The organism is Brevibacterium ravenspurgense (genome assembly GCF_001584615.1).
GTDB lineage: Bacteria > Actinomycetota > Actinomycetes > Actinomycetales > Brevibacteriaceae > Brevibacterium > Brevibacterium ravenspurgense.
On record NZ_LQQC01000005.1, the window covers coordinates 82824 to 101616 of the forward strand.

General features: G+C 62.7%; 14 protein-coding genes. 8 read left to right on the top strand and 6 right to left on the bottom strand.

Features of this window, described 5'->3' with window-relative positions:
- Nucleotides 1-226: 226 nt before the first annotated feature.
- From Bravens_RS02365 to Bravens_RS02380, 4 genes are all read right to left on the bottom strand, one after another.
- Complete coding sequence (locus Bravens_RS02365; protein WP_062019970.1) at nt 227-2029, bottom strand: thiamine pyrophosphate-dependent enzyme; 1803 nt, start codon at nt 2027-2029, stop codon at nt 227-229.
- A 133-nt stretch (nt 2030-2162) separates the two neighbouring features.
- Complete coding sequence (locus Bravens_RS02370) at nt 2163-2801, bottom strand: SDR family oxidoreductase (RefSeq protein WP_062019972.1); 639 nt, start codon at nt 2799-2801, stop codon at nt 2163-2165.
- 149 nt (nt 2802-2950) lie between these two features.
- A complete protein-coding gene (locus tag Bravens_RS02375) occupies nt 2951-6763 on the bottom strand; it encodes a DEAD/DEAH box helicase (RefSeq protein ID WP_062019974.1) in 3813 nt (1270 codons plus the stop codon).
- A 34-nt stretch (nt 6764-6797) separates the two neighbouring features.
- Nucleotides 6798-8273 carry an alanine/glycine:cation symporter family protein gene (locus Bravens_RS02380; protein WP_062019976.1) on the bottom strand — a complete coding sequence of 492 codons (1476 nt, stop codon included), beginning with the start codon at nt 8271-8273 and terminating at the stop codon, nt 6798-6800.
- A gap of 168 nt (nt 8274-8441) precedes the next feature.
- Between Bravens_RS02380 and panB the strand changes: the two genes are divergently transcribed.
- The 3 genes from panB (at nt 8442) to Bravens_RS02395 (ending at nt 11767) form a co-directional block, all read left to right on the top strand.
- A complete protein-coding gene (gene panB / locus Bravens_RS02385; RefSeq protein ID WP_062019978.1) occupies nt 8442-9305 on the top strand; it encodes a 3-methyl-2-oxobutanoate hydroxymethyltransferase in 864 nt (287 codons plus the stop codon).
- Nucleotides 9306-9330: 25 nt separating this feature from the next.
- Nucleotides 9331-10392 (top strand): threonine aldolase family protein, encoded by a 1062-nt coding sequence (locus tag Bravens_RS02390; RefSeq protein WP_062019980.1) that lies wholly within the window; start codon nt 9331-9333, stop codon nt 10390-10392.
- Nucleotides 10393-10561: 169 nt separating this feature from the next.
- Nucleotides 10562-11767 carry a CaiB/BaiF CoA transferase family protein gene (locus tag Bravens_RS02395; protein WP_062019982.1) on the top strand — a complete coding sequence of 402 codons (1206 nt, stop codon included), beginning with the start codon at nt 10562-10564 and terminating at the stop codon, nt 11765-11767.
- Nucleotides 11768-11845: 78 nt separating this feature from the next.
- Here Bravens_RS02395 and Bravens_RS02400 read toward each other — a convergent pair whose 3' ends face one another.
- The gene (locus Bravens_RS02400) at nt 11846-12976 is read right to left on the bottom strand and encodes an aminotransferase class V-fold PLP-dependent enzyme (protein ID WP_062019984.1); all 1131 of its coding nucleotides are present in this window, start codon (nt 12974-12976) and stop codon (nt 11846-11848) included.
- A 110-nt stretch (nt 12977-13086) separates the two neighbouring features.
- Between Bravens_RS02400 and panC the strand changes: the two genes are divergently transcribed.
- The 3 genes from panC (at nt 13087) to Bravens_RS02415 (ending at nt 16722) form a co-directional block, all read left to right on the top strand.
- Nucleotides 13087-13962, top strand: coding sequence for a pantoate--beta-alanine ligase (gene panC, locus Bravens_RS02405; RefSeq protein ID WP_062019986.1), 876 nt, complete (start codon nt 13087-13089; stop codon nt 13960-13962).
- A gap of 129 nt (nt 13963-14091) precedes the next feature.
- Entirely contained in the window at nt 14092-14967 is an 876-nt protein-coding gene (locus Bravens_RS02410; RefSeq protein WP_062019988.1) for a DUF805 domain-containing protein, read from the top strand.
- 273 nt (nt 14968-15240) lie between these two features.
- A complete protein-coding gene (locus tag Bravens_RS02415; protein ID WP_062019990.1) occupies nt 15241-16722 on the top strand; it encodes an APC family permease in 1482 nt (493 codons plus the stop codon).
- A 66-nt stretch (nt 16723-16788) separates the two neighbouring features.
- Here Bravens_RS02415 and Bravens_RS10655 read toward each other — a convergent pair whose 3' ends face one another.
- Nucleotides 16789-17034 (bottom strand): hypothetical protein, encoded by a 246-nt coding sequence (locus Bravens_RS10655; protein ID WP_062019992.1) that lies wholly within the window; start codon nt 17032-17034, stop codon nt 16789-16791.
- Between the two features lie 228 nt (nt 17035-17262).
- Here Bravens_RS10655 and Bravens_RS02425 point away from each other — a divergent pair, with 228 nt between their 5' ends.
- Nucleotides 17263-18420, top strand: a complete 1158-nt coding sequence (locus Bravens_RS02425) for an ImmA/IrrE family metallo-endopeptidase (protein ID WP_062019994.1) — start codon at nt 17263-17265, stop codon at nt 18418-18420.
- Complete coding sequence (locus Bravens_RS10740) at nt 18420-18596, top strand: DUF4411 family protein (protein WP_244878095.1); 177 nt, start codon at nt 18420-18422, stop codon at nt 18594-18596. Before Bravens_RS02425 ends, Bravens_RS10740 begins: the two co-directional genes overlap by 1 nt.
- The last annotated feature ends 197 nt before the right edge of the window (nt 18597-18793 follow it).

Consider the following 18793-nt stretch of genomic DNA (forward strand, 5'->3'; position numbering starts at 1 on the left):
ATGGCGGCGACCAGCCGTCTAGGTGGCACAGACTCACGCTTTAATGCAGATTCACGCGCTAATGCGCTGCATTAAAGCGTGAATCTGCATTTGCGCGTGAGAACGCGCCGGCGGACGGGCCGCACGGCGCCGGGCCGCGCCTACCGCCGGGCCGGGCTGGACGCCGGGCCTCGCCGACCGCCGGGAGAACGCCCCCGCGGACGGGCCGGGCGAACACCCCCGCCGCTCAGTAGCCTTCCGTTACGACTTCGATGAACCGCAGACCCGGGGCCGAGGCGAACTCGGCAAGGGCCGCATCGAACTCTTCCGGTGTGCTCACCTTGGCGGTGCGGGCCCCGTAGGCCGCTCCGAGTGCGGCGAAATCGGGGTTGTCCAGACTGGTGAAGACGGGGCGGCCCGGGTATTCGCGCTCTTGGTGCATGTGGATGGTGCCGTAGAGCGAATTGTTGACCACGATCACCAGCACGTCGAGGTTGTTGGCGGCCATCGTGGCGAGCTCTTGGCCGTTCATCATGAAGCAGCCGTCACCGGCAAACGTCACAACTGTCCGATCGCGGTGCTCCAAGGCGGCCGCGAGCGCTGCCGGGATTCCGTAGCCCATCGACCCGGACTGCGAAGCAATGTGCGAGGGGAAGGTCGAGTAGGTGCGGTTCTTCTGCACCCAAGCCGTGTAGTTCCCGGCGCCGTTGGTGATGATGGTTTCCGCGTCGAACCGGGCGTTGAACTTCTGCATGAACGGCCCACCCAGGGAGGTCTGCAGGTTCCGCTCGATGTAGCCGGCCCAATCGTCGTGCAGCTTCTTCTGCCAGGCCCGACGGGCATCGGCGAGCGCGGAATCTCCGGCTCCCCCGCCAGCCGCGCCACCGTCACCCGAACCACCAGCACCAGCCGAACCACCCGCACCAGCCGAAGCACCACCCTCGTGTTCAACCAGCGCGCGCATGAACTCCAGTGGGCTGGCGGCAGTCCCAACATGAGCGGGGAAGAACCGGCCGATGACGTTCGGATCGGGGTACACGTGGATGACGCCAGGCCCAGCCTGGCCATTGGCCGCGCCGCCACGGTAGTTTTCCCATTCCTCCCCCGTGTTGGGATCAGGGCGGGAGCCGAGGAAGAAGATGACATCCGCCTCGTCAGCGTTGTTTTCCAACACTGACCTGCCGAACTCAAAAGTTCCCGCGTAGGCGGGGGACGAATTGTCCACCAGGTGCATCCGCCTGTGCGCGGCTGCCAGCGCAATCCCATTGCGCTCGCAGTAGTCGGTGACAAGCGGGCCAAGCTCCGGCGCGTAGCCGGTGGAACCGAGGATGATGAGCGGCTTTTCGGCCTCACTCAGCAGGCGGTGGGCTTCCTGCACCGAGTGCGCATCAGGCAGCACGGGCGCGGGCATGGTGCGTGATTTCAGCGGGGCGTCGGTCTGTTCGACCAGCATGTCTTCGGGCAGCACAACAACCACCGGACCGGGCTCGCCGGATACCGCGGCATTGAGCGCGCGAACCGTGAGTTCGGGAACCCGCTCGACCGTGTTGATTTCGATGACTTCCTTGGCCAATTCGCCGAACATCTGTCGGTAGTTGACCTCTTGGAAGGATTCGCGGTGCTGGTGATCGCGTGGAATCTGGCCGATGAACAGCACCATGGGGCTGGCGTCCTGCTTGGCCACGTGCACGCCGATGCTGGCATTGGTGGCCCCCGGTCCGCGGGTGACCATGCAGATGCCAGGTTCGCCAGTGAGAGCACCGTGGGCGGCTGCGGCCATTGCGGCGCCGCCTTCTTGCCGGGTGACGATGATTTCAATGTCGTCGGTGTGGTCGTACAGCCCGTCGATCACCGACAGGTAGCTTTCGCCCGGCACCCCGAACACGCGCGTCACACCGCTGGCCACCAGCTGTTCGACGAGCGCGTGCCCGCCTTCGCGGACCGCGCAGTCGAGGGGACTTTCGTGTTCTCCCGCGCACGAGGCGGGGTCATGGTGAACTTCCGTGCTCAGGCTGGTCTGGACTGCTGTCGCGGACGGTTTGGCTGACACTCTCTGCTGCCCCCTTGCAGTGGATCGTGGTTGATGTCTGGCTCTACCCTAAGCCCAGATCAGCGCCCAGAACAGGGCTGTGCGCTCGCGGTGCTGGACGGCTGCGCTCAGCACGGCGGGCGCACGGGTCTGATCAGTGAATCGCTTCAGCGATAGGAGTGTCGCCGTCGTCGAAGTTGATCGTGCGGCCGATGGTGTTGTCGTCCTCGACCGCGGCCGCGATGACCTGTGCGACGTTTTCGCGCGAAACCTCGCTGCCCTTTCCGTCAACGGTGATCGTGCCGCTGCCAGGTTCGAGCGTAAGCAGGCTGGGTCCGAGGATCGTCCAGTCGAGATCCGTCCCGCGCAGGTGTTCATCCGCGATGCTCTTGGCTTCCGCGTACTGCCAGAAGCTGTCGTCAGGGTCCACACCGTGATCGCGGCTGGCGTTGAAGTAGGAGACCATCACGTAGCGCTTGGCGCCTGCCTGCTGGGCGGCGTCCATAGAGCGGATCGCAGCATCCTGGTCGACTGCCTTGGTGCGGGCCGGGTTTCCTCCACCTGCACCCGCGGACCAGACGACCGCATCCTGTCCTTCAAGCAGCTGGGCCAGCTGAGCGGTGTCGAGCTGTTCAATATCAGCGACCTTCGGGGTCGCGCCGGTTTTGGCGACGTCGGCTTCGTGGTCGGGGTTGCGGAACACCGACGTGACCTCGTGGCCTGCCTTGACCAGCAGGGGTGCTGCCATCAGGGCGATTTTTCCGTGTCCGCCGATGATCGTAATGCGTGACATGAGACCTCCTCAGATCGTGGGCGTCGCGTACAGCACGACATCCAGGCGGCTTATTCCATCCGCTGCGGTCTGACGGGAAAACGCCCGGGCTAACGAGGTGCCTGCCGGCCGCCACTGAGCAGTCACCACCGCTTAGCGGTGACTGTGCCTTAAGCGCTGCCCTCTCCGAACAGCTCCCGCAGGTCATCCGCGGAGATTCCGCGGGCAAAGCCAGCACCGCCGTCCATGAGCGAATCAAACAGCCGCGCCTTGCGCTGCTGCAGGTCGACAACCTTCTCTTCGATCGTCCCCTGCGCCACCAGGCGGTAGACCATGACCTTTTTGTCCTGCCCAATGCGGTGAGCACGGTCGACCGCCTGCGCTTCGGCTGCCGGGTTCCACCACGGGTCCATGATGAACACGTAGTCAGCGGCCGTAAGCGTAAGCCCGGCACCTCCGGCTTTGAGCGATATGAGGAACACCGGCGCCCTGCCTTCCTGGAACGCCGTCACCAAATCCGCTCGTTCGCTCATGGGAACCGAGCCGTCCAGATACAGGTGGGCGGCGCCTCGGGAAGTGAGTTCGTCCGAAATGCGCTGCAGGAACGACGTGAACTGGCTGAACACGATCACCCGGTGGCCCTCGTCGATCACCCGGCCCAAGGATTCAAGGAGCGTCTGCATTTTCGACGATTCGATCGACGAATTGCTGCCGCCTTCGACGATTGCTGGGTCGAGCGCCATCATCCGCAGCAGCGTGAGCGACCGGAAAACTGTCATCCGGTTGCCGTCAACATCCATGTCGTCCAACAGCCGCAGAACCTTTTTGCGCTCCCGCTGCAGAAGCGTGTTGTACGCCTTGGCGTGTGCGGGAGTGAGTTCGACGCTGATGATCGACTCCTGCTTTTCCGGGAGGTCTTTCGCCACGAGCTCCTTGGTGCGCCGCAGCATGAAAGGCCGCACCGTCTGCCGCAGCAGAAGCATGCGCTCTGGGGCTTCACCGGATTCGATCGGCTTGGCGAACTCCTCGTTGAACCGCCGGTAGGGCCCCACGAGCCCCGGCACCGCAATCCGCAGCAGCGACCAGAAATCAGCGAGCGCATTTTCCATGGGCGTACCCGTGATGACCAGGCGAAACGGTGCCTGAATCTTTGAGGCCGCCCCAAAGCCCTTGGACTGCCGGTTCTTAATGGCCTGCGCTTCGTCGAACACCGCACCGGCCCACGGCAGCTTTGTGTATTCTTCGGAATCGCGCCGCATGATGGTGTAGGACGTGACAATGACATCCGCGCCGCTGCGCGCTTCTTCCAGCGGAGTTCCGCGTTTCTTGCTGGTCTGGCTGACCACCCGCACGTCGAGCCCGGGCGTGAACCGGGCGGCTTCCGCCTGCCACACGCCCACAACCGACGACGGCGCCACCACCAGGAACGGGGCCGAGATGCCGGCCCTGTCATCTGCTTCTGCCGGGTGGTCTGTGCCTGCCGGGGCCGAGGTGCCGGCAGGGGTCTCTGCCACCGCACCCGCCGCGGTTTCGCGGGCGTGGGCAATGAGCGCGAGCGTTTGAATGGTTTTGCCCAAGCCCATGTCATCAGCGAGGATTCCGCCGAGACCAGCCCCGTACAAGAAGCTCAGCCACTGGAAGCCTTCGCGCTGGTAATCGCGCAGTGTGGCTTTCAGCCCCGCAGGCAGCGGGGCGGTCGGAAGTTCGTCCACTTGGGCGAGCGCGCGAATGCGCTCAAACCATTCAGTGTCGCCTTCAATGGTGTCCGCGATGTCTTCGAGCGCTTTGAACTGACCCACCTGGTGTTTGTCGATGCGCTGTTTGGTGGGCGACCATTCCTGCAGGACCGTTGCTTCGCGGATGAGGTCGCGCAGCTTGTCGAATACCGGGTGGTCCAATTTGAGGTAGGACTTATCCGGCATGAGCACCGCGTCTTGTCCGCGGGCGAGCGCCGTGAACACCGTGGCGAAGGGAAGTTCGCGATCGCCCACGTGCACTGACATGGCGAGGTCGAACCAGTCGTTGCGCTCATTGACGACCGCACTGACATTCGGTGTTCCCTCAATGTGCACGTAGTCGGGCCGTGTGCCGAAAACCGACACCTCGATGAGCGGCGATTCTTCCAGCTGCGGCAGAACTTCGGCCGTGAACTGAGCGGCTTCAACACCGTCAAAAGACAACGTGTCTTCGCGCGCCTGATCGGGCCACTGCCGGTGGACTTCCATGAGGATGTCGCGTTCAGCCTCGATATTGCGCTGCCCGCTGGCACCGGCACCTCTGATACCGGCACCTCTGATACCGGCACCTCCGCTGCCGGCAGGTGGGTTGAGCGGCAGACGCCGATTGGGCATCCGATACCGCCACTGCCACGAAAGGTCGACGTGATCGCCGGTGAAAGAGGCCGTGAGGTTCAGCTGCGGGGTTGTCGAGTCCGGCAGTTCCACCGATGAATCCGTGCTCACTACGGCAGCCGACTGGCTCAGCACGGTCAGACCCTCATCGAAGAACTCCTGCCGATCCTCAGCGGGCACACTGAAGCCGTCGGACAGCAGCAGCCTCTGCAGGCCTTCGTGCGCCGGGCGATCCAAACGCGCAATGCGAACGTGAACTCCAGTACCGACCGCAGCACCGGACCCATCGCCGCCCGCCGCATGCTCGGAGTCACCGGGAAGAACAATGTCGGCAAGCGCGTACGGTCCTAAGAACTTGGGCCTCCGGACGGGTTCACCGTCAATGCTGAGGGCGGGTGTCAGCTGCAGCCCGCCGTGTGCCCGCGTTCCCTCCGCGCTGGCAATGGAGAACTCAGCCGACGCCGTGTCGCCCCACTGAACCGATTCAATCGGCGCCAGCCCAATGAACTCGACCCCCATCTGTTGGGCGCGCTCCAGCAGTTCCCACATGAGCCTGCTGCCGGTGTCGGCCAGATCGATGTGATCTTCCCGCATGGCCCGGCCCACACCTTCGGACAGGTGCAGACGGTAGATCTGCCCCAGAATTGTGGCCTGTTCGGGGTCGAGCCCAGGATCACCGCCGGACATAAGCGAGCGCCAGGTCAGCCCGCCTTTGATCCAGGCATCGCGCTGGCCGCGCCGCATAGGGCGGATGACCAGCTGCACATTGGGGTCCAGGGCATCCTCGGCAGACACCGAGGTCCCGCCCCCAGCCCGCTGGTCGAACCAGCTGATGCGCCGCTGCAGCTCAAAGGCAATCGCCAGGCCGCCGCGCGCCGGAACGTCCGGCGCTTGGAGGAACCGCAGGGCCTGCCGCCAGGCCGGTTCGGGTGCGCGCACGGGGTCTTCGGTCGGCAGGTCGGTAAACAGAAGGTCGGGGTCGACTTCCCCGCCGTCCTCAGCAAGAACTGGTTCTTCTCCCCAGGCTCCCGAGGTGGAATCACCTGCCGCTGCCCGCTGGGCTCCGCTGAAACCCGTGGGCCAGCCGACGGGGTTTTCGCACGCCGGAGTGGTGCGCCGATCATGTGGAACGGGGGCCAGCTGGCGAATGGGAACGTCAAGTTCGTCAATGTGTCCCGTGGACTTTTCGACACAGTCCGCGACGAAGCTCAGGTCAGCACTCGCCAATGGCGACAGGTGGCCCACTCCCCCAAACTTCTGGACGCTGGCCAGCGAAGTAGTCCAGCGCAGAAGCGCTGCCGCGTGTTTGCAGTCCCTGCCCACTGGGCAGGTGCACATGCACGCTGTGGGAGTGAACCACTGGAGTTCTTCAGCCCGGCTGCGTGCAGGCATGGGCAAATCCAAAAGGTCGAGCTCGCGGGGAGCAGAAGCCCCCGCGAGCTCGACGTGTACGGAATAGGAATCAGTGCCGACAACCTCGGCTTCGATCACGCTGTCGTCGGCAAACCACGACACCGCTGCCAAGCGCTGTTCCTGCGCGTAGGCAATACCGCGGTTGAGCGCACCGGAATCGAAGCGTGAGGTCAGGTCCCGGTAGGCAACAGCGGGCAGCAACAGGCGCGGTGTTCGCATGAACCCATCATGTCACTGCCCACTGACACGTGGTTCACTCGCGCGACGAACCTACGCGGTTGCCCGCCTTCCATTCGGCCCAACCCGGCTGGTCGGCCATGAAGGCTTCGATTTCTTCCTTCGAAGCGACCAGCTTGGGGTCGTGCTTGAGGTAGTGGCGGGTTTCGCGGGCAATGAGACCCGACAGGATCAGGATGCCAACAAGGTTCGGCAGAGCCATGAGGCCGTTGGCTACGTCCGCGAAGTTCCACACGACCTCGAGCTCCGTGGTGCAGCCGACGAACACGACCAGCGAGAAGAAGATGCGGAACGGAACAACCGCGCGGCGGCCGAACAGGCGCTCAAGGTTGCGCTCGCCGTAGTAGGACCAGCCGAGGATGGTCGAGAAGGCGAACAGAACCAGGCCGACCGTGACGATCCAATGACCCCACTGGCCGGGCAGACCGAAGGTGAAGGCCTCACCGGTCATGAGCGATGCCGAGATCTGCTCACCGGCTTCGTCTGTTGCCTTCCACACGCCGGTGGTGATGATGACCAGACCGGTGAAGGTCACAACGATGATCGTGTCGATAAAGGTCTGGGTCATCGAAACCAGACCCTGACGCACCGGGTGCGTCGTCTTGGCGGCAGCGGCGGCAATCGGAGCCGAACCCAGACCGGATTCGTTCGAGAACAGACCGCGGGCAACACCCATCTGGATGACAACCAGGATGACCGAACCAGCAAAGCCGCCTGCGGCAGCGGTACCGGAGAAGGCACCTCGGAAGATTTCACCGAAAGCAGCCGGGACACCCGAAATGTTCGCAATGAGGATGTAGATGGCAGCACCGACGTAGAAGACGATCATGACCGGCACGAGAGCCGAGGTGACCGAACCGATCGAGCGAATGCCGCCGACCAGAACAACCAGGGCCAGAACGGTCAGAACCAGACCGGTGACCCAGGTGGGCACGTGCCAAGAGTTCTCAACGTTCGAGGCGATCGAGTTGCCCTGCGTGAGGTTGCCGATGCCGAAGCAGGCAACCGCGGCGAAGATGGCAAACGACAGGCCGAGAACCTTGCCCACCGGACCCTTGATGCCGCGCTCCAGGTAGTACTGGGGGCCACCGCTCTTCTCACCGGCGGTGTCAGTCGTGCGGAAGCGCACCGCGAGGAACGCTTCGGCGTACTTGGTAACCATGCCGACCAAGCCGGTTATCCACATCCAGAACAGAGCACCGGGGCCACCAATGCTCAGGGCCGTTGCAACACCGACGATGTTGCCCGTGCCGACGGTTGCCGCAAGCGCGGTGGTCAACGCCTGGAACTGCGAAATATCGCCTTCCTCTTCGCCCTTGTCGCGACGCTTGATCAGACCCAGGTTCATAGCCGGGATCAGCTTGACGAACTGCAGACCACCCAGGCGGATGGTCAGGTACAGACCGGTGCCGAGCAGCAGGGGAATGAGCAGGAAGGGTCCCCAGATAACGCCGCTGATGGCAACCAGCGCGTTGTTGATCGATTCGACCATCGTTTTCTCCGTGAGTATGTGTGTTTTCTGAGCATTTGCTCGGAATGGAATGCCAGAACCTTACATCTTGTGACGCAAACCACCAAAAATGTGCGCGGTGGGTCACACACTGCGCTCTGCGACTCAGTCGCTGAAGTCATGTCAGACCCCCCGACTATGGTTAGGGCCATGAACGCTCAGAGCGCAGAAGAACAGTCGAATCCCTACGGCAGCCAGCAGGCGCAGCGGCGTCGGCGCACCCGAATTGTGCACCTGCAGCGCATGAAAGACGCGGGTCAGAAGTGGGCCATGCTCACGTCTTATGACCAGTTCACGGCCAGCATTTTCGACGAGGCCGGGATTCCCGCTCTGCTCGTGGGCGATTCCGCGGGCAACAACGTGTACGGGTACTCCACCACTCTGCCCGTCACACTCGACCAGCTGATCCCGCTGACGCGCGCCGTCGTCGAAGCCGCACCGCACACGCTGGTTGTCGCGGACCTGCCCTTTGGGTCCTACGGAGCCAGCCCCGAACAGGGCTTCCATTCGGCCGTGCGGCTCATGAAAGAAGGGCTTGCCCACGCGATCAAGCTCGAAGGCGGAGTGCAGATGGCACCCACCGTCAAACTGCTCACCGACGCCGGCATCCCCGTTATGGCGCACCTGGGCTTCACCCCGCAGTCCGAACACGGTCTGGGCGGCTACCGCGTGCAGGGCCGCGGAGACTCAGCAGTGCAGAAACTCGTCGACGACGCCCTGGCGCTGCAGGAAGCCGGCGCGTTCGCTGTTGTGCTGGAAATGGTTCCGGTGGCCGCAGCCCGCGCCGTGACAGAAGCGCTGCGCATTCCCACCGTGGGGATCGGCGCGGGACCGGACTGCGACGCGCAGGTGCTCGTCTGGACGGACTTCGCGGGCATGGGCTCAGGCCGCACACCGCGATTCACCAAGAAGTACGCCGACGCCCGTTCGCTGCTGCGCGAAGCCGCAGTTGAATACGCATCCGAAGTCGCCGACGGCGTCTTCCCATCCGAAGAACACAGCTTCCTCGAGTAATTGCACGAGCAATCCCAAGGCCCACATGACTGAATCCAACACTCCCGAACTGACATCCCACGACCCGAGCGTCTACCACTTCGGGTCGGACAACTACGCCGGAGCGCACCCGGAAGTTCTTGAAGCGCTCACGCGGGTCAGCGGCGGACACGTGCCCGCCTACGGCGACGACCCGTACACCGTGCGCCTGCGCGAATGGGCGCGCGACACCTTCGGCCAGCAGGCCCTCATCTACCCCGTGTTCAACGGAACGGGGGCCAACCTGCTGTCCCTGTCAGCTGTAGTTCCGCGCTGGGGCAGTGTGATTGCCGCACCCAGCGCACACATCAACACCGATGAAACCGGCGCTCCAGAAATCACGGCCGGGCTGAAGATCCTGCCCGCGCAGGCAGAAGCCGGCAAGATCACCCCGGAGGGCGTGCGGGCGGCCGCATCGAACCGCACGTTCATTCACGAATCCCAAAGCTGCGCGGTGTCGCTGAGCAACTCCACCGAACTGGGCACCGTGTATTCGCCGGATGAATTCCAGGCGATTGCCCACACCGCTCATGAACTCGACATGGCCGTGCACCTGGACGGATCACGGCTGGCCAATGCGGCAGTCAGCTGTGAGGCCCAGCTTCCGGACATGACTGCCGGGGCCGACATCGTGTCACTCGGTGCCACGAAGAACGGCGCCATGAACGCAGAAGCCGTGGTGGTGCTCCAGCCCGAACGGGTTTCCGGCATCGACTACCTGCACAAAGTGCTGCTGCAGCTGTCGTCAAAGGCTCGCTACCAGTCGGCACAGCTGCTGGCCATGTTTGAAGGCGACCTCTGGCAGCGCAATGCCCAGCACGCCAATCGGCAGGCCGACCAGCTGGCAGACAAACTGTCCGCCGCCGGATTCACGGTGCCCATGAACGTGCAGGCGAACACCGTCATCGCACAGATCGATCCGCACGTCGCACAGGCTGCGCAGGCCGAAGGCCTCCTGTTCTACGCATGGCCGGCCGTGCCCAGCGGCTACCGCTTCATGTGCGCGTGGGACACACCGGATCACGCCATCGACATGCTCGTTGAACTCTTGAGCGCCCACCGGGGCTGAGCACCGGCAGTTCATCCGCGCCGATGCTTTCACCAACCTGCGCTGGGACATTCAGCACACCCGCCGGGAGGTGATCCACGCCACCACATACGATGGGGGCGGACATCGTGAGCCGCGACGGTGCGGACTGCGACAGCTTAGGCCGCAGAGCTAAGGAGTGTTAGGCCGGATGAAGAATTCACTGCAGGACATCACAGTTCTCGACCTTTCCCGCGTGCTGGCAGGCCCGTGGTGCACCCAGAACCTCGCCGACCTGGGGGCCGACGTCATCAAGGTCGAACGGCCCGGTCCCGGTGATGACACTCGCAGCTGGGGTCCTCCCTACCTCGAGGGCACAACACCCGAAGACGGCTACTCGGCCTACTACATTGCGGCCAACCGCAACAAGAAGTCCATCACCGTCAACTTCCGCTCCGAAGAGGGCAAAGACGTCATCAAGCGGCTGGCAAAGGACGCCGATGTCGTCGTTGAGAACTACAAGACCGGCTCCTTGGCCCGCCTGGGCTTGGACTACGACACTCTGCGCGAAATCAACCCCGAACTCATCTGGGTGTCCATCACCGGCTACGGTCCCACCGGCCCGAAGGCTGAAAACCCCGGCTATGACTACGTGTTCCAGGGCATGAGCGGCTTTATGAGCTACACCGGCCGCGCCAAGGGCGAAGAAGGCGCCGGCCCCATCCGCGCCGGTGTTGCCATCATCGACCTCATGACCGGCATGTACGCCACAACCGCAATCCTTGCGGCCCTGCACGAACGCGAACGCACCGGCAAGGGCCAGCAGATCGACGTCACCCTGGCCGATGTTTCGGTTGCACTCAACGCAAACCAGGCATCCAACTACCTGGTCGGCGGTGTCCCGCCAACCCAGACCGGCACCTCGCACCCCAACGTCGCCCCATACGACGTCTTCGAAGTGGCAGACGGCCACATGATCCTGGGGGTGGGCAACGACGAACAGTACCGCCGTCTGACAGAACTGCCAGACTTCGAGCTGCTGCGCGGGGACGACCGCTTCCAGTACAACCGCGATCGCATCCGCCTGATCGGCGAACTGCGCCCGATTGTCGCCCAGATCATGAAGCAGAAGACCATGGACTACTGGACGCACGTGCTCGACGAAGCCGGCGTGCCGTTCGGACCCATCAACACAATGGACAAGGTCTTTGAAGACCCGCAGGTCAAACACCGCGGCATCAAGATCGAAGCTGACGGCCACTACGGATCCGTGCCGATGGTCCGCAGCCCGCTCGTCGAAGACAACGCCGACGCCACGGCACCGCCGGCACTGGGCGAACACACCGACGAAGTCCTCGCGCAGTTCGGCTTCACTGCAGAGCAGATCGCGCAGATGCACGAGACCGGCACGGTGTGAAAACACGTGTGCGCCGCTGGTCATCCAGCGGCGCACACGCGAAAACTCAGGCCTGAACGGCCCTAAACCTGACTGTCCTCAGGCCTTAAGAGCCTTGTCGATTCCGTCGAACAGACGCTGCACGGTGCCTTCGACGTCGTCCCACTTGTCGAGGCCGAAAAGTCCCACGCGGAACGTGCTGAAGCCTTCCGGTTCGCCCACCTGAAGCGGAACACCCGAAGCCACCTGAAGGTCACCGGCCTTGAACTTCGCACCGGACTGTTCCTGTGGGTCGTCGGTGTAGACGACAACAACCGAGGGGGCTTCCCACCCTTCAGCGGCAACGGACTTGTAGCCGCGTTCGGCCAGGCCAACGCGTACGCGCTCACCAAGTTCAACCTGCTGGCGCATGATCTTGTCCAGACCGCGCTCTTTGGCTTCGCGCATAACGTCGAGGTTGTGCAGCATGGCGTCCGTCGGCATTGTCGCGTGGTACATGTGCTTGCCGGCGCGGTAGGTTTCCGAAACGGTGTGCCACTTCTTCAGATCCATCGAGAAGCTGCTGGATTCGGTTTCCTCCAGGCGGGCGAGCGCACGTTCGTTCAGCATGACGTAGCCCATGCCCGGCCAGCCGCTCCAGCCCTTCTGGGGTGCAGAGATGAGCACGTCGACGCCGAGTTCCTTCATATCGACCCACAGCGCACCGGAGGCAATGCAGTCGAGCACGAAGAGGCCGCCCTGTTCGTGCACAGCGTCGGCGAGCGCCTTGATGTATTCATCAGTGAGCACAATGCCGGAGGCGGTTTCCACGTGTGCTGCGGCAACGACTTTGGAACCCTGCTTCTTGATTGCGTCGATCACCTGGTCGACTGCCGGCGGGGCGAAGCCGGGCGTGGCTGAATCGTCAGTGGCGACAGCGGACACGACTTCGTGGTCGGTCAGCTTGCCCATTTCGATGATCTGCGACCAGCGGTAGCTGAAGAATCCGTCGCGCACGACCAGCGTGGGCTGGCCTTCCATGAACTGGCGGGCAACCGATTCCATGCCGAAGGAACCGCTGCCGGGCACGACGACTGCAGCGTCTGCGTTGTAGGTGTCGCGCAGCAGGCCGTAGAACTCCTGCATTGCGTCGACGAACTTCTGGGACATGTGGTTGACGGCCCGGTCGGTGAAGACCACCGAGAATTCCTGCAGGCCGTTCGGGTCAACGTCTTCGCGTGGCAAACTCATGCTTCCAGCCTACCGCCGCGAAACTGCCGAGGTGCCTGTCCCCACCCGCTGTATCCGCGGGTCTACCATTGGTGCGGCTGGTTGGACGCCGGCTGTGCCTGGGAGGTTGTATGTCTGTTGTCGTTGCCCGCACTGTGAAAGAGCTGCGCGCTGCTCTGCGGCGCCTGCTGCGCGAACGAGGCGGCGACACTGTCGGGCTCGTCCCCACGATGGGCGCGCTGCATTCAGGCCACGAAGCGCTGTTCCGCGCCGCCCAGGGCAATTCCGTGGTTGCCGCATCGATCTTCGTCAACCCTCTGCAATTTGACGATGCTGAGGACTACGACAACTATCCGCGCACCCTGGACGCTGATGTCGAGGTGCTCGATCGTGCCGGTGTTGACCTCGTCTTCGCTCCCAGCGTCGAAGAAATGTATCCCGGTTACCCGGACGGTCCACTGGTCCGCGTGACCGCAGGAAGTATGGGCCGGGTGCTTGAGGGCGCATCACGGCCCGGGCATTTTGACGGTGTGACAACGGTTGTGGCGAAGCTGTTCAACATCTTCAGCTCCCCTGCCACACTGCACGCCTACTTCGGGCAGAAGGACGCGCAGCAGCTCATGATCATCAAGCGCATGGTTGCTGACCTCGACATGGAAGTCGAAATCGAGCCCGTCCCCACTGAACGCAGCCTCAAGGGCCTGGCCATGTCCAGCCGCAACCAGCGGATGAGTCCAGAGGAAAGCGAAACCGCGCTCGTTCTGTCCCGCGCACTCACCCAGCTAGCCGAACGCGCTCAGGCCGGTGGTGAGCTCCACCTCGACCGCGTGCGGGAAGAAGTCGACAGCACAGAAGGGGTCACGCTTGACTACCTGACCCTGGTCGACCCGGCAACCCTCGAAGTGACCGAAAACCTGCCCGCTCTTGCGCTCATTGCCGCTCACGTCGGGCCGGTCCGCCTGATCGACAACATGATGATTCCGGCACCCGCGGGATCGAGCAGCTGACCGTCGCCTGATAATCCGCGGTTGACGCGGTCTGCATAATGGTTGCTGGTTATGCTCCGGCCGCTGACCTTACGATGACTGCACGACACACTGGCCACGAGCGCCAAGCGAGCTAAGAAAGCAAAGACTATGAGCAGCTACCCAGGCAGCAACGATCCCTACAATCCGGACTTCAATCAGCAGAACGGCGCCGGCCAGAACAACCCGCAAGACTCGTACGGTCAGCAGGACCCCTACAGCCAGCCGGGTGCGTACGGACAGCCGAACCAGCCTGACTACGGCCAGCAGCAGGGCGCAGCCAGCCAGCCGGGTGCGTACGGACAGCCCAGCCAGCCATCGCAGCCTGGCGCATACGGCGGACAGACACCCCACAGCCAGCCCGGCGGCTACGGTCAGCCCGGCGCTCAGCAGCCTGGCGGCTACGGACAGCCCGGCCAGCAGGACCCCTTCGCGCAGCCCGGCCCGTTCGGTGCGAACGCAGCTTACGGCCAGCCGGCACCTCAGCTTCTGACAGCTGATGACTACCGCGCGCAGGGAATGCCGCTGCCGCTGAGCCAGCCCGTCTACGGCGTTTCCATGATGGAGGCGTACAAGCGCTTCTGGAAGAAGTCTTTCCGGTTCGCCGGATACGCTTCGAAGTCCGAATTCTGGTGGCCTGCGCTGGTCAACACCATCATCATGTTTGTTCCAGCCCTGCTGTTGTTTGCCATTCAGATCATCGTCACGTTCGCCGCAGCATCAGCATCAGACCCCGATGCCGCCGGCGCGGTCGTCGGGCTCACAGGCATCGTCTTGTTCCTCCTGTGGGGCTTCATATTCCTGTTCAGCCTTGCCACTTTGATCCCGACGCTGTCGGTCGGCTGGCGCCGTCTGCAGGACGCCGGATTCCCCGGTGCGCTGACGTTCATCAGCTTTGTTGCCAGCATCGTCGTCTACATCATGTGCGCGCTGGAGACCAAGCCCGAAGCACGTCGCCCCGAATGGGAGGACACCCGCGGCGACTGACCTACCGCGGCAACTGAACCACTGAAATGCCGGCGCACAGCTTCTGCTGTGCGCCGGTTTTCTTTATGCGAAAGTCCCCAGACCACCTCGGCCGCAGGATCTCTGACCCCTGCGGAATCCACCTCGAGCCTGACCCAGATTCCGCCTGTTCTCCAACATGTTGGGCAAACACAATGTGAACTTCACCATAAAAATTCGTATTCTTGCGGTGCACAGTTCCACAGAATTCAGTCTCGTCGCGCACGAGCGGCGGCCGCTGACAAAGGAGACAGCATGAACGCCCCTGGACAACAAGCGGGCAGCTATACGCAGGCTTCCCACGATTCCATTTTCAAAAAGGCAATGGGCCGACTCGACGCACTGTTCGTCGGCTTCGGCGCTATGATCGGCTTCGGCTGGATTGTTCTGGCCGGCGGCTGGATCGAACAAGCCGGCACGATGGGTGCGCTTCTGGCATTCGCAGGCGGCGGCGTCATCATGGCGTTCGTCGGTGTTGTGTACTCCGAACTCGTGGCCGCTATGCCGTTGGCCGGCGGTGAGCACAACTACCTCATGCGAGCCATGGGGCCGAAACTGTCGATGATCGGCTCGTGGTGCATTGTCGGCGGCTACATCACGGTGGTGATGTTCGAAGCCGTCGCAGTGCCGAAGACCGCGCTGTACCTGCTGCCGGATATCGAAAAGATCCTCCTGTGGAACGTTGCGGGCTTTGACGTGTATCTGACGTGGGCGCTCATCGGCGTTGTCACCGCGGTCATTCTGACCTACATCAACATCCGCGGTGTGAAGGTCGCATCCCTCGTCCAGACGTTCGTTGTGTCGTTCCTGCTGATCGTCGGTCTGCTGCTGGTCACCGGTGCTGGTGTCGGCGGCGAAATGAAGCACGTCGAACCGTGGTTCTCCGGCGGCTTCAGCGGTTTCGCTCTCGTGCTGACCACCGTGCCGTTCCTCTTTGTCGGCTTCGATGTTCTGCCGCAGGCCGCCGAGGAGATCAACGTCAAACCGCGCCAGATCGGCAAGCTCGTCGTCATGGCCGTGCTCATGGCCGCCGCCTGGTACGTGGTCATCATCTTCACCACCTCGATTTCGATGCCCCACAGCGACATTGCGGCGCTCAACGCCGACGGCGGGCTCGTCACGGCAGATGCTCTTTCGGCCATGCTGGGCCACCCCACGTGGGGCAAGATCGTGATCGCCGGCGGTCTGGCCGGCATCATCACCAGCTGGAACGCGTTCCTCATGGGAGCATCCCGCCTCATGTGGGCACTTGCTCAGTCGGGCATGCTGCCGGCATGGTTCGGCAAGATCCACCCCACCTACCGCACCCCGATCAACGCTCTGCTGTTCATCGGCACGCTCTCGGTTATTGCGCCGTTCCTCGGTTCGGCAATGCTCGGCTGGGTTGTCGACGCCGGTTCGCCGATGATCGTCATCACCTACTTCCTCGTGTCGATTGCATTCATCAAGCTGCGCAAGAAGGAACCCCAGATGGAACGCCCCATGCGCGTAGGCGGCAAGGGCAACGGCGGCATCGTCATCGGTGCCATCTCGGCCGTTCTCTGCCTGTTCCTGTTCGTGCTGTACCTGCCGGTCACCCCGTGGTCGGCTCAGCTTGAATGGCCGTCGTGGCTGATGTTCGGCCTGTGGCTGGCTGTCGGCGTCGCCCTCATGCTCCGCCTGCCCGGCGGTGTGCAGCCGGGACCGAATGCCGAAGCTGAGCTTCTGAAGAAACTCGGTCGGGAATCCCACCGCTGATCCAGTCCTAAAAAGCACGAGGTGCCGCTCACCTTCCCAGGTGAGCGGCACCTCGTGCTTTGTCAGTTAGGAAACGGGGCCGAAGGTGGCATCGAGAGCCGCTGCGAGATCGCCGATGATGTCCTCGGCGGCTTCCAGGCCGACGGAGAACCGCAGGTGACCCCACTTTTGGAACTCGGGTGGGTAGGCGGCAACGCGAGGACCCTCGGTGCCGACGTGCACGGCCTGAGTCGTGAAGTCGAGACTTGAGGCGTCGGATTTGTCGGGACGTTCGGCCCGGAACTGGAAAGACTGGGGTGTGTGCGTGCTCATGCGCTCACGATAAAGCTCGGTGGTGATTTCCGGTGGTCATCTCTAAACAGTTTCGTCACACGGACCAGGCAAGCCCGGGGGCAGAAGGACAAAGTCCTGAAAGACACCGCCAAGTATCCACAACGCCTCTGCGCAGCCGTTCCTCGGCAAAGTTCATGTCAGTGCTCCTACGTAGACTGTTAGCCAGAGCCAGATCTCGACTTGAAAGTGGAAATTGGAGGTGACGGAATGACTGTCCACATTGAAGTCGCGCCAGATCTGCTCCAGTGGGCAGTCGAAAGAGCGGGGTGGGACGACAAAACTGTCGCACGTCGTGCGCCCAAACTCGATGAGTGGCTCTCTGGCTCCCGCATTCCGACATTGAAGCAGCTGGAAAAGTTCGCCGCGGACACTCACACCCCCTTCGGGCTGTTGTTTCTGTCTGAACCGCCTGCAGAAGACGTGCCTATCCCAGACATGCGCACCATCGGAAACGCTGCTGTCCCCCGGCCGTCTGCTGACCTTCTGGACACGATCTACCTGTGCCAGGCCCGCCAAGACTGGTACCGAACCTATGCGCAAGACAACGGCATAGTCGCACCTGAGTTTGTCGGCTCCGCAACGACCCAAGCGTCGCCGGTGCTCGTGGCGGACAAGATGCGTGAATTGCTTGGCTTTGATCTACCTGAGCGGAGCACATTTGTCAGTTGGCAGGATGCCCTGCGCCGTCTCATTGATCGCATCGAAAACATCGGTGTGCTGGTAATGGTCAATGGGGTGGTCGGAGCGAATACTCATCGCAAACTCAACCCCGAAGAGTTCCGCGGTTTCGCCCTGGCTGACCCGCTTGTACCTCTGATCTTTGTAAATGGCGCTGATACCAAGGCCGCACAGATTTTCACTTTAATCCACGAACTGGCTCACATATGGCTGGGAACAAGCGCCCTGTCCGATGCCGCTATGGCCACCAGCCACGGCGCAGCCGAGGAACTTTGGTGCAACCAAGTTGCCGCCGAGGTGCTGGTTCCGCTTACTGCGCTCCTCGATGACTACCGCGGTGAAGCGGATACCGAAGAGCTAGAACGCCTTGCCAGAAAATACCGAGTCAGCACCCTCGTGGTACTCAGGCGCATCTTCGACGCTCAACTGCTGACCTGGGAAGACTATCGTGAGCGCTATAAGAACGAACACAACCGTGTGATCGGCATTCTCGCGGCTAGCCGCGACAAAAGCAGCGGCGGCAACTACTACTACACGCAGCCACTTCGGCTTAGCCGCCAATTCGCCCAAGCGGTGATCGCCAGTACTTTCGAAGGGTCCACCACCTACCGGGAGGCTTACCGCTTACTCGGCACCAAGAAACACGCAACTTTCGAGAACCTGGCCACAGAATTAGGAGTGGCCTGATGTACCTCCTGGACGCCAACGTTCTCATCGAAGCTAAGAACCGTTACTACGCCTTCGATATTGCACCTGGATTCTGGGACTGGCTCCATCAGGCCCACCTGCAGTCATTAGCGTGCAGCATCGAGGCAGTCCGAAGCGTTACCTGCCCGACCCCTGTTCACCGGTGTTCGGACTGACTCCGTTAGGCCACTGCCCTTGCCAAACCTCCCGTGATCGGGGACCTGGCCATGATCGCGCCGATGACGATGGCCATCAAGACAATCAGCATCGCTTCTCCTTCCGTAACAACACACTAAACAAGGACCCGATACGCCACCGGTGGTGCGCGCAATCCTTGAGGAAAAGCACAGAAAGCGAAAAGCACGAGGTGCCG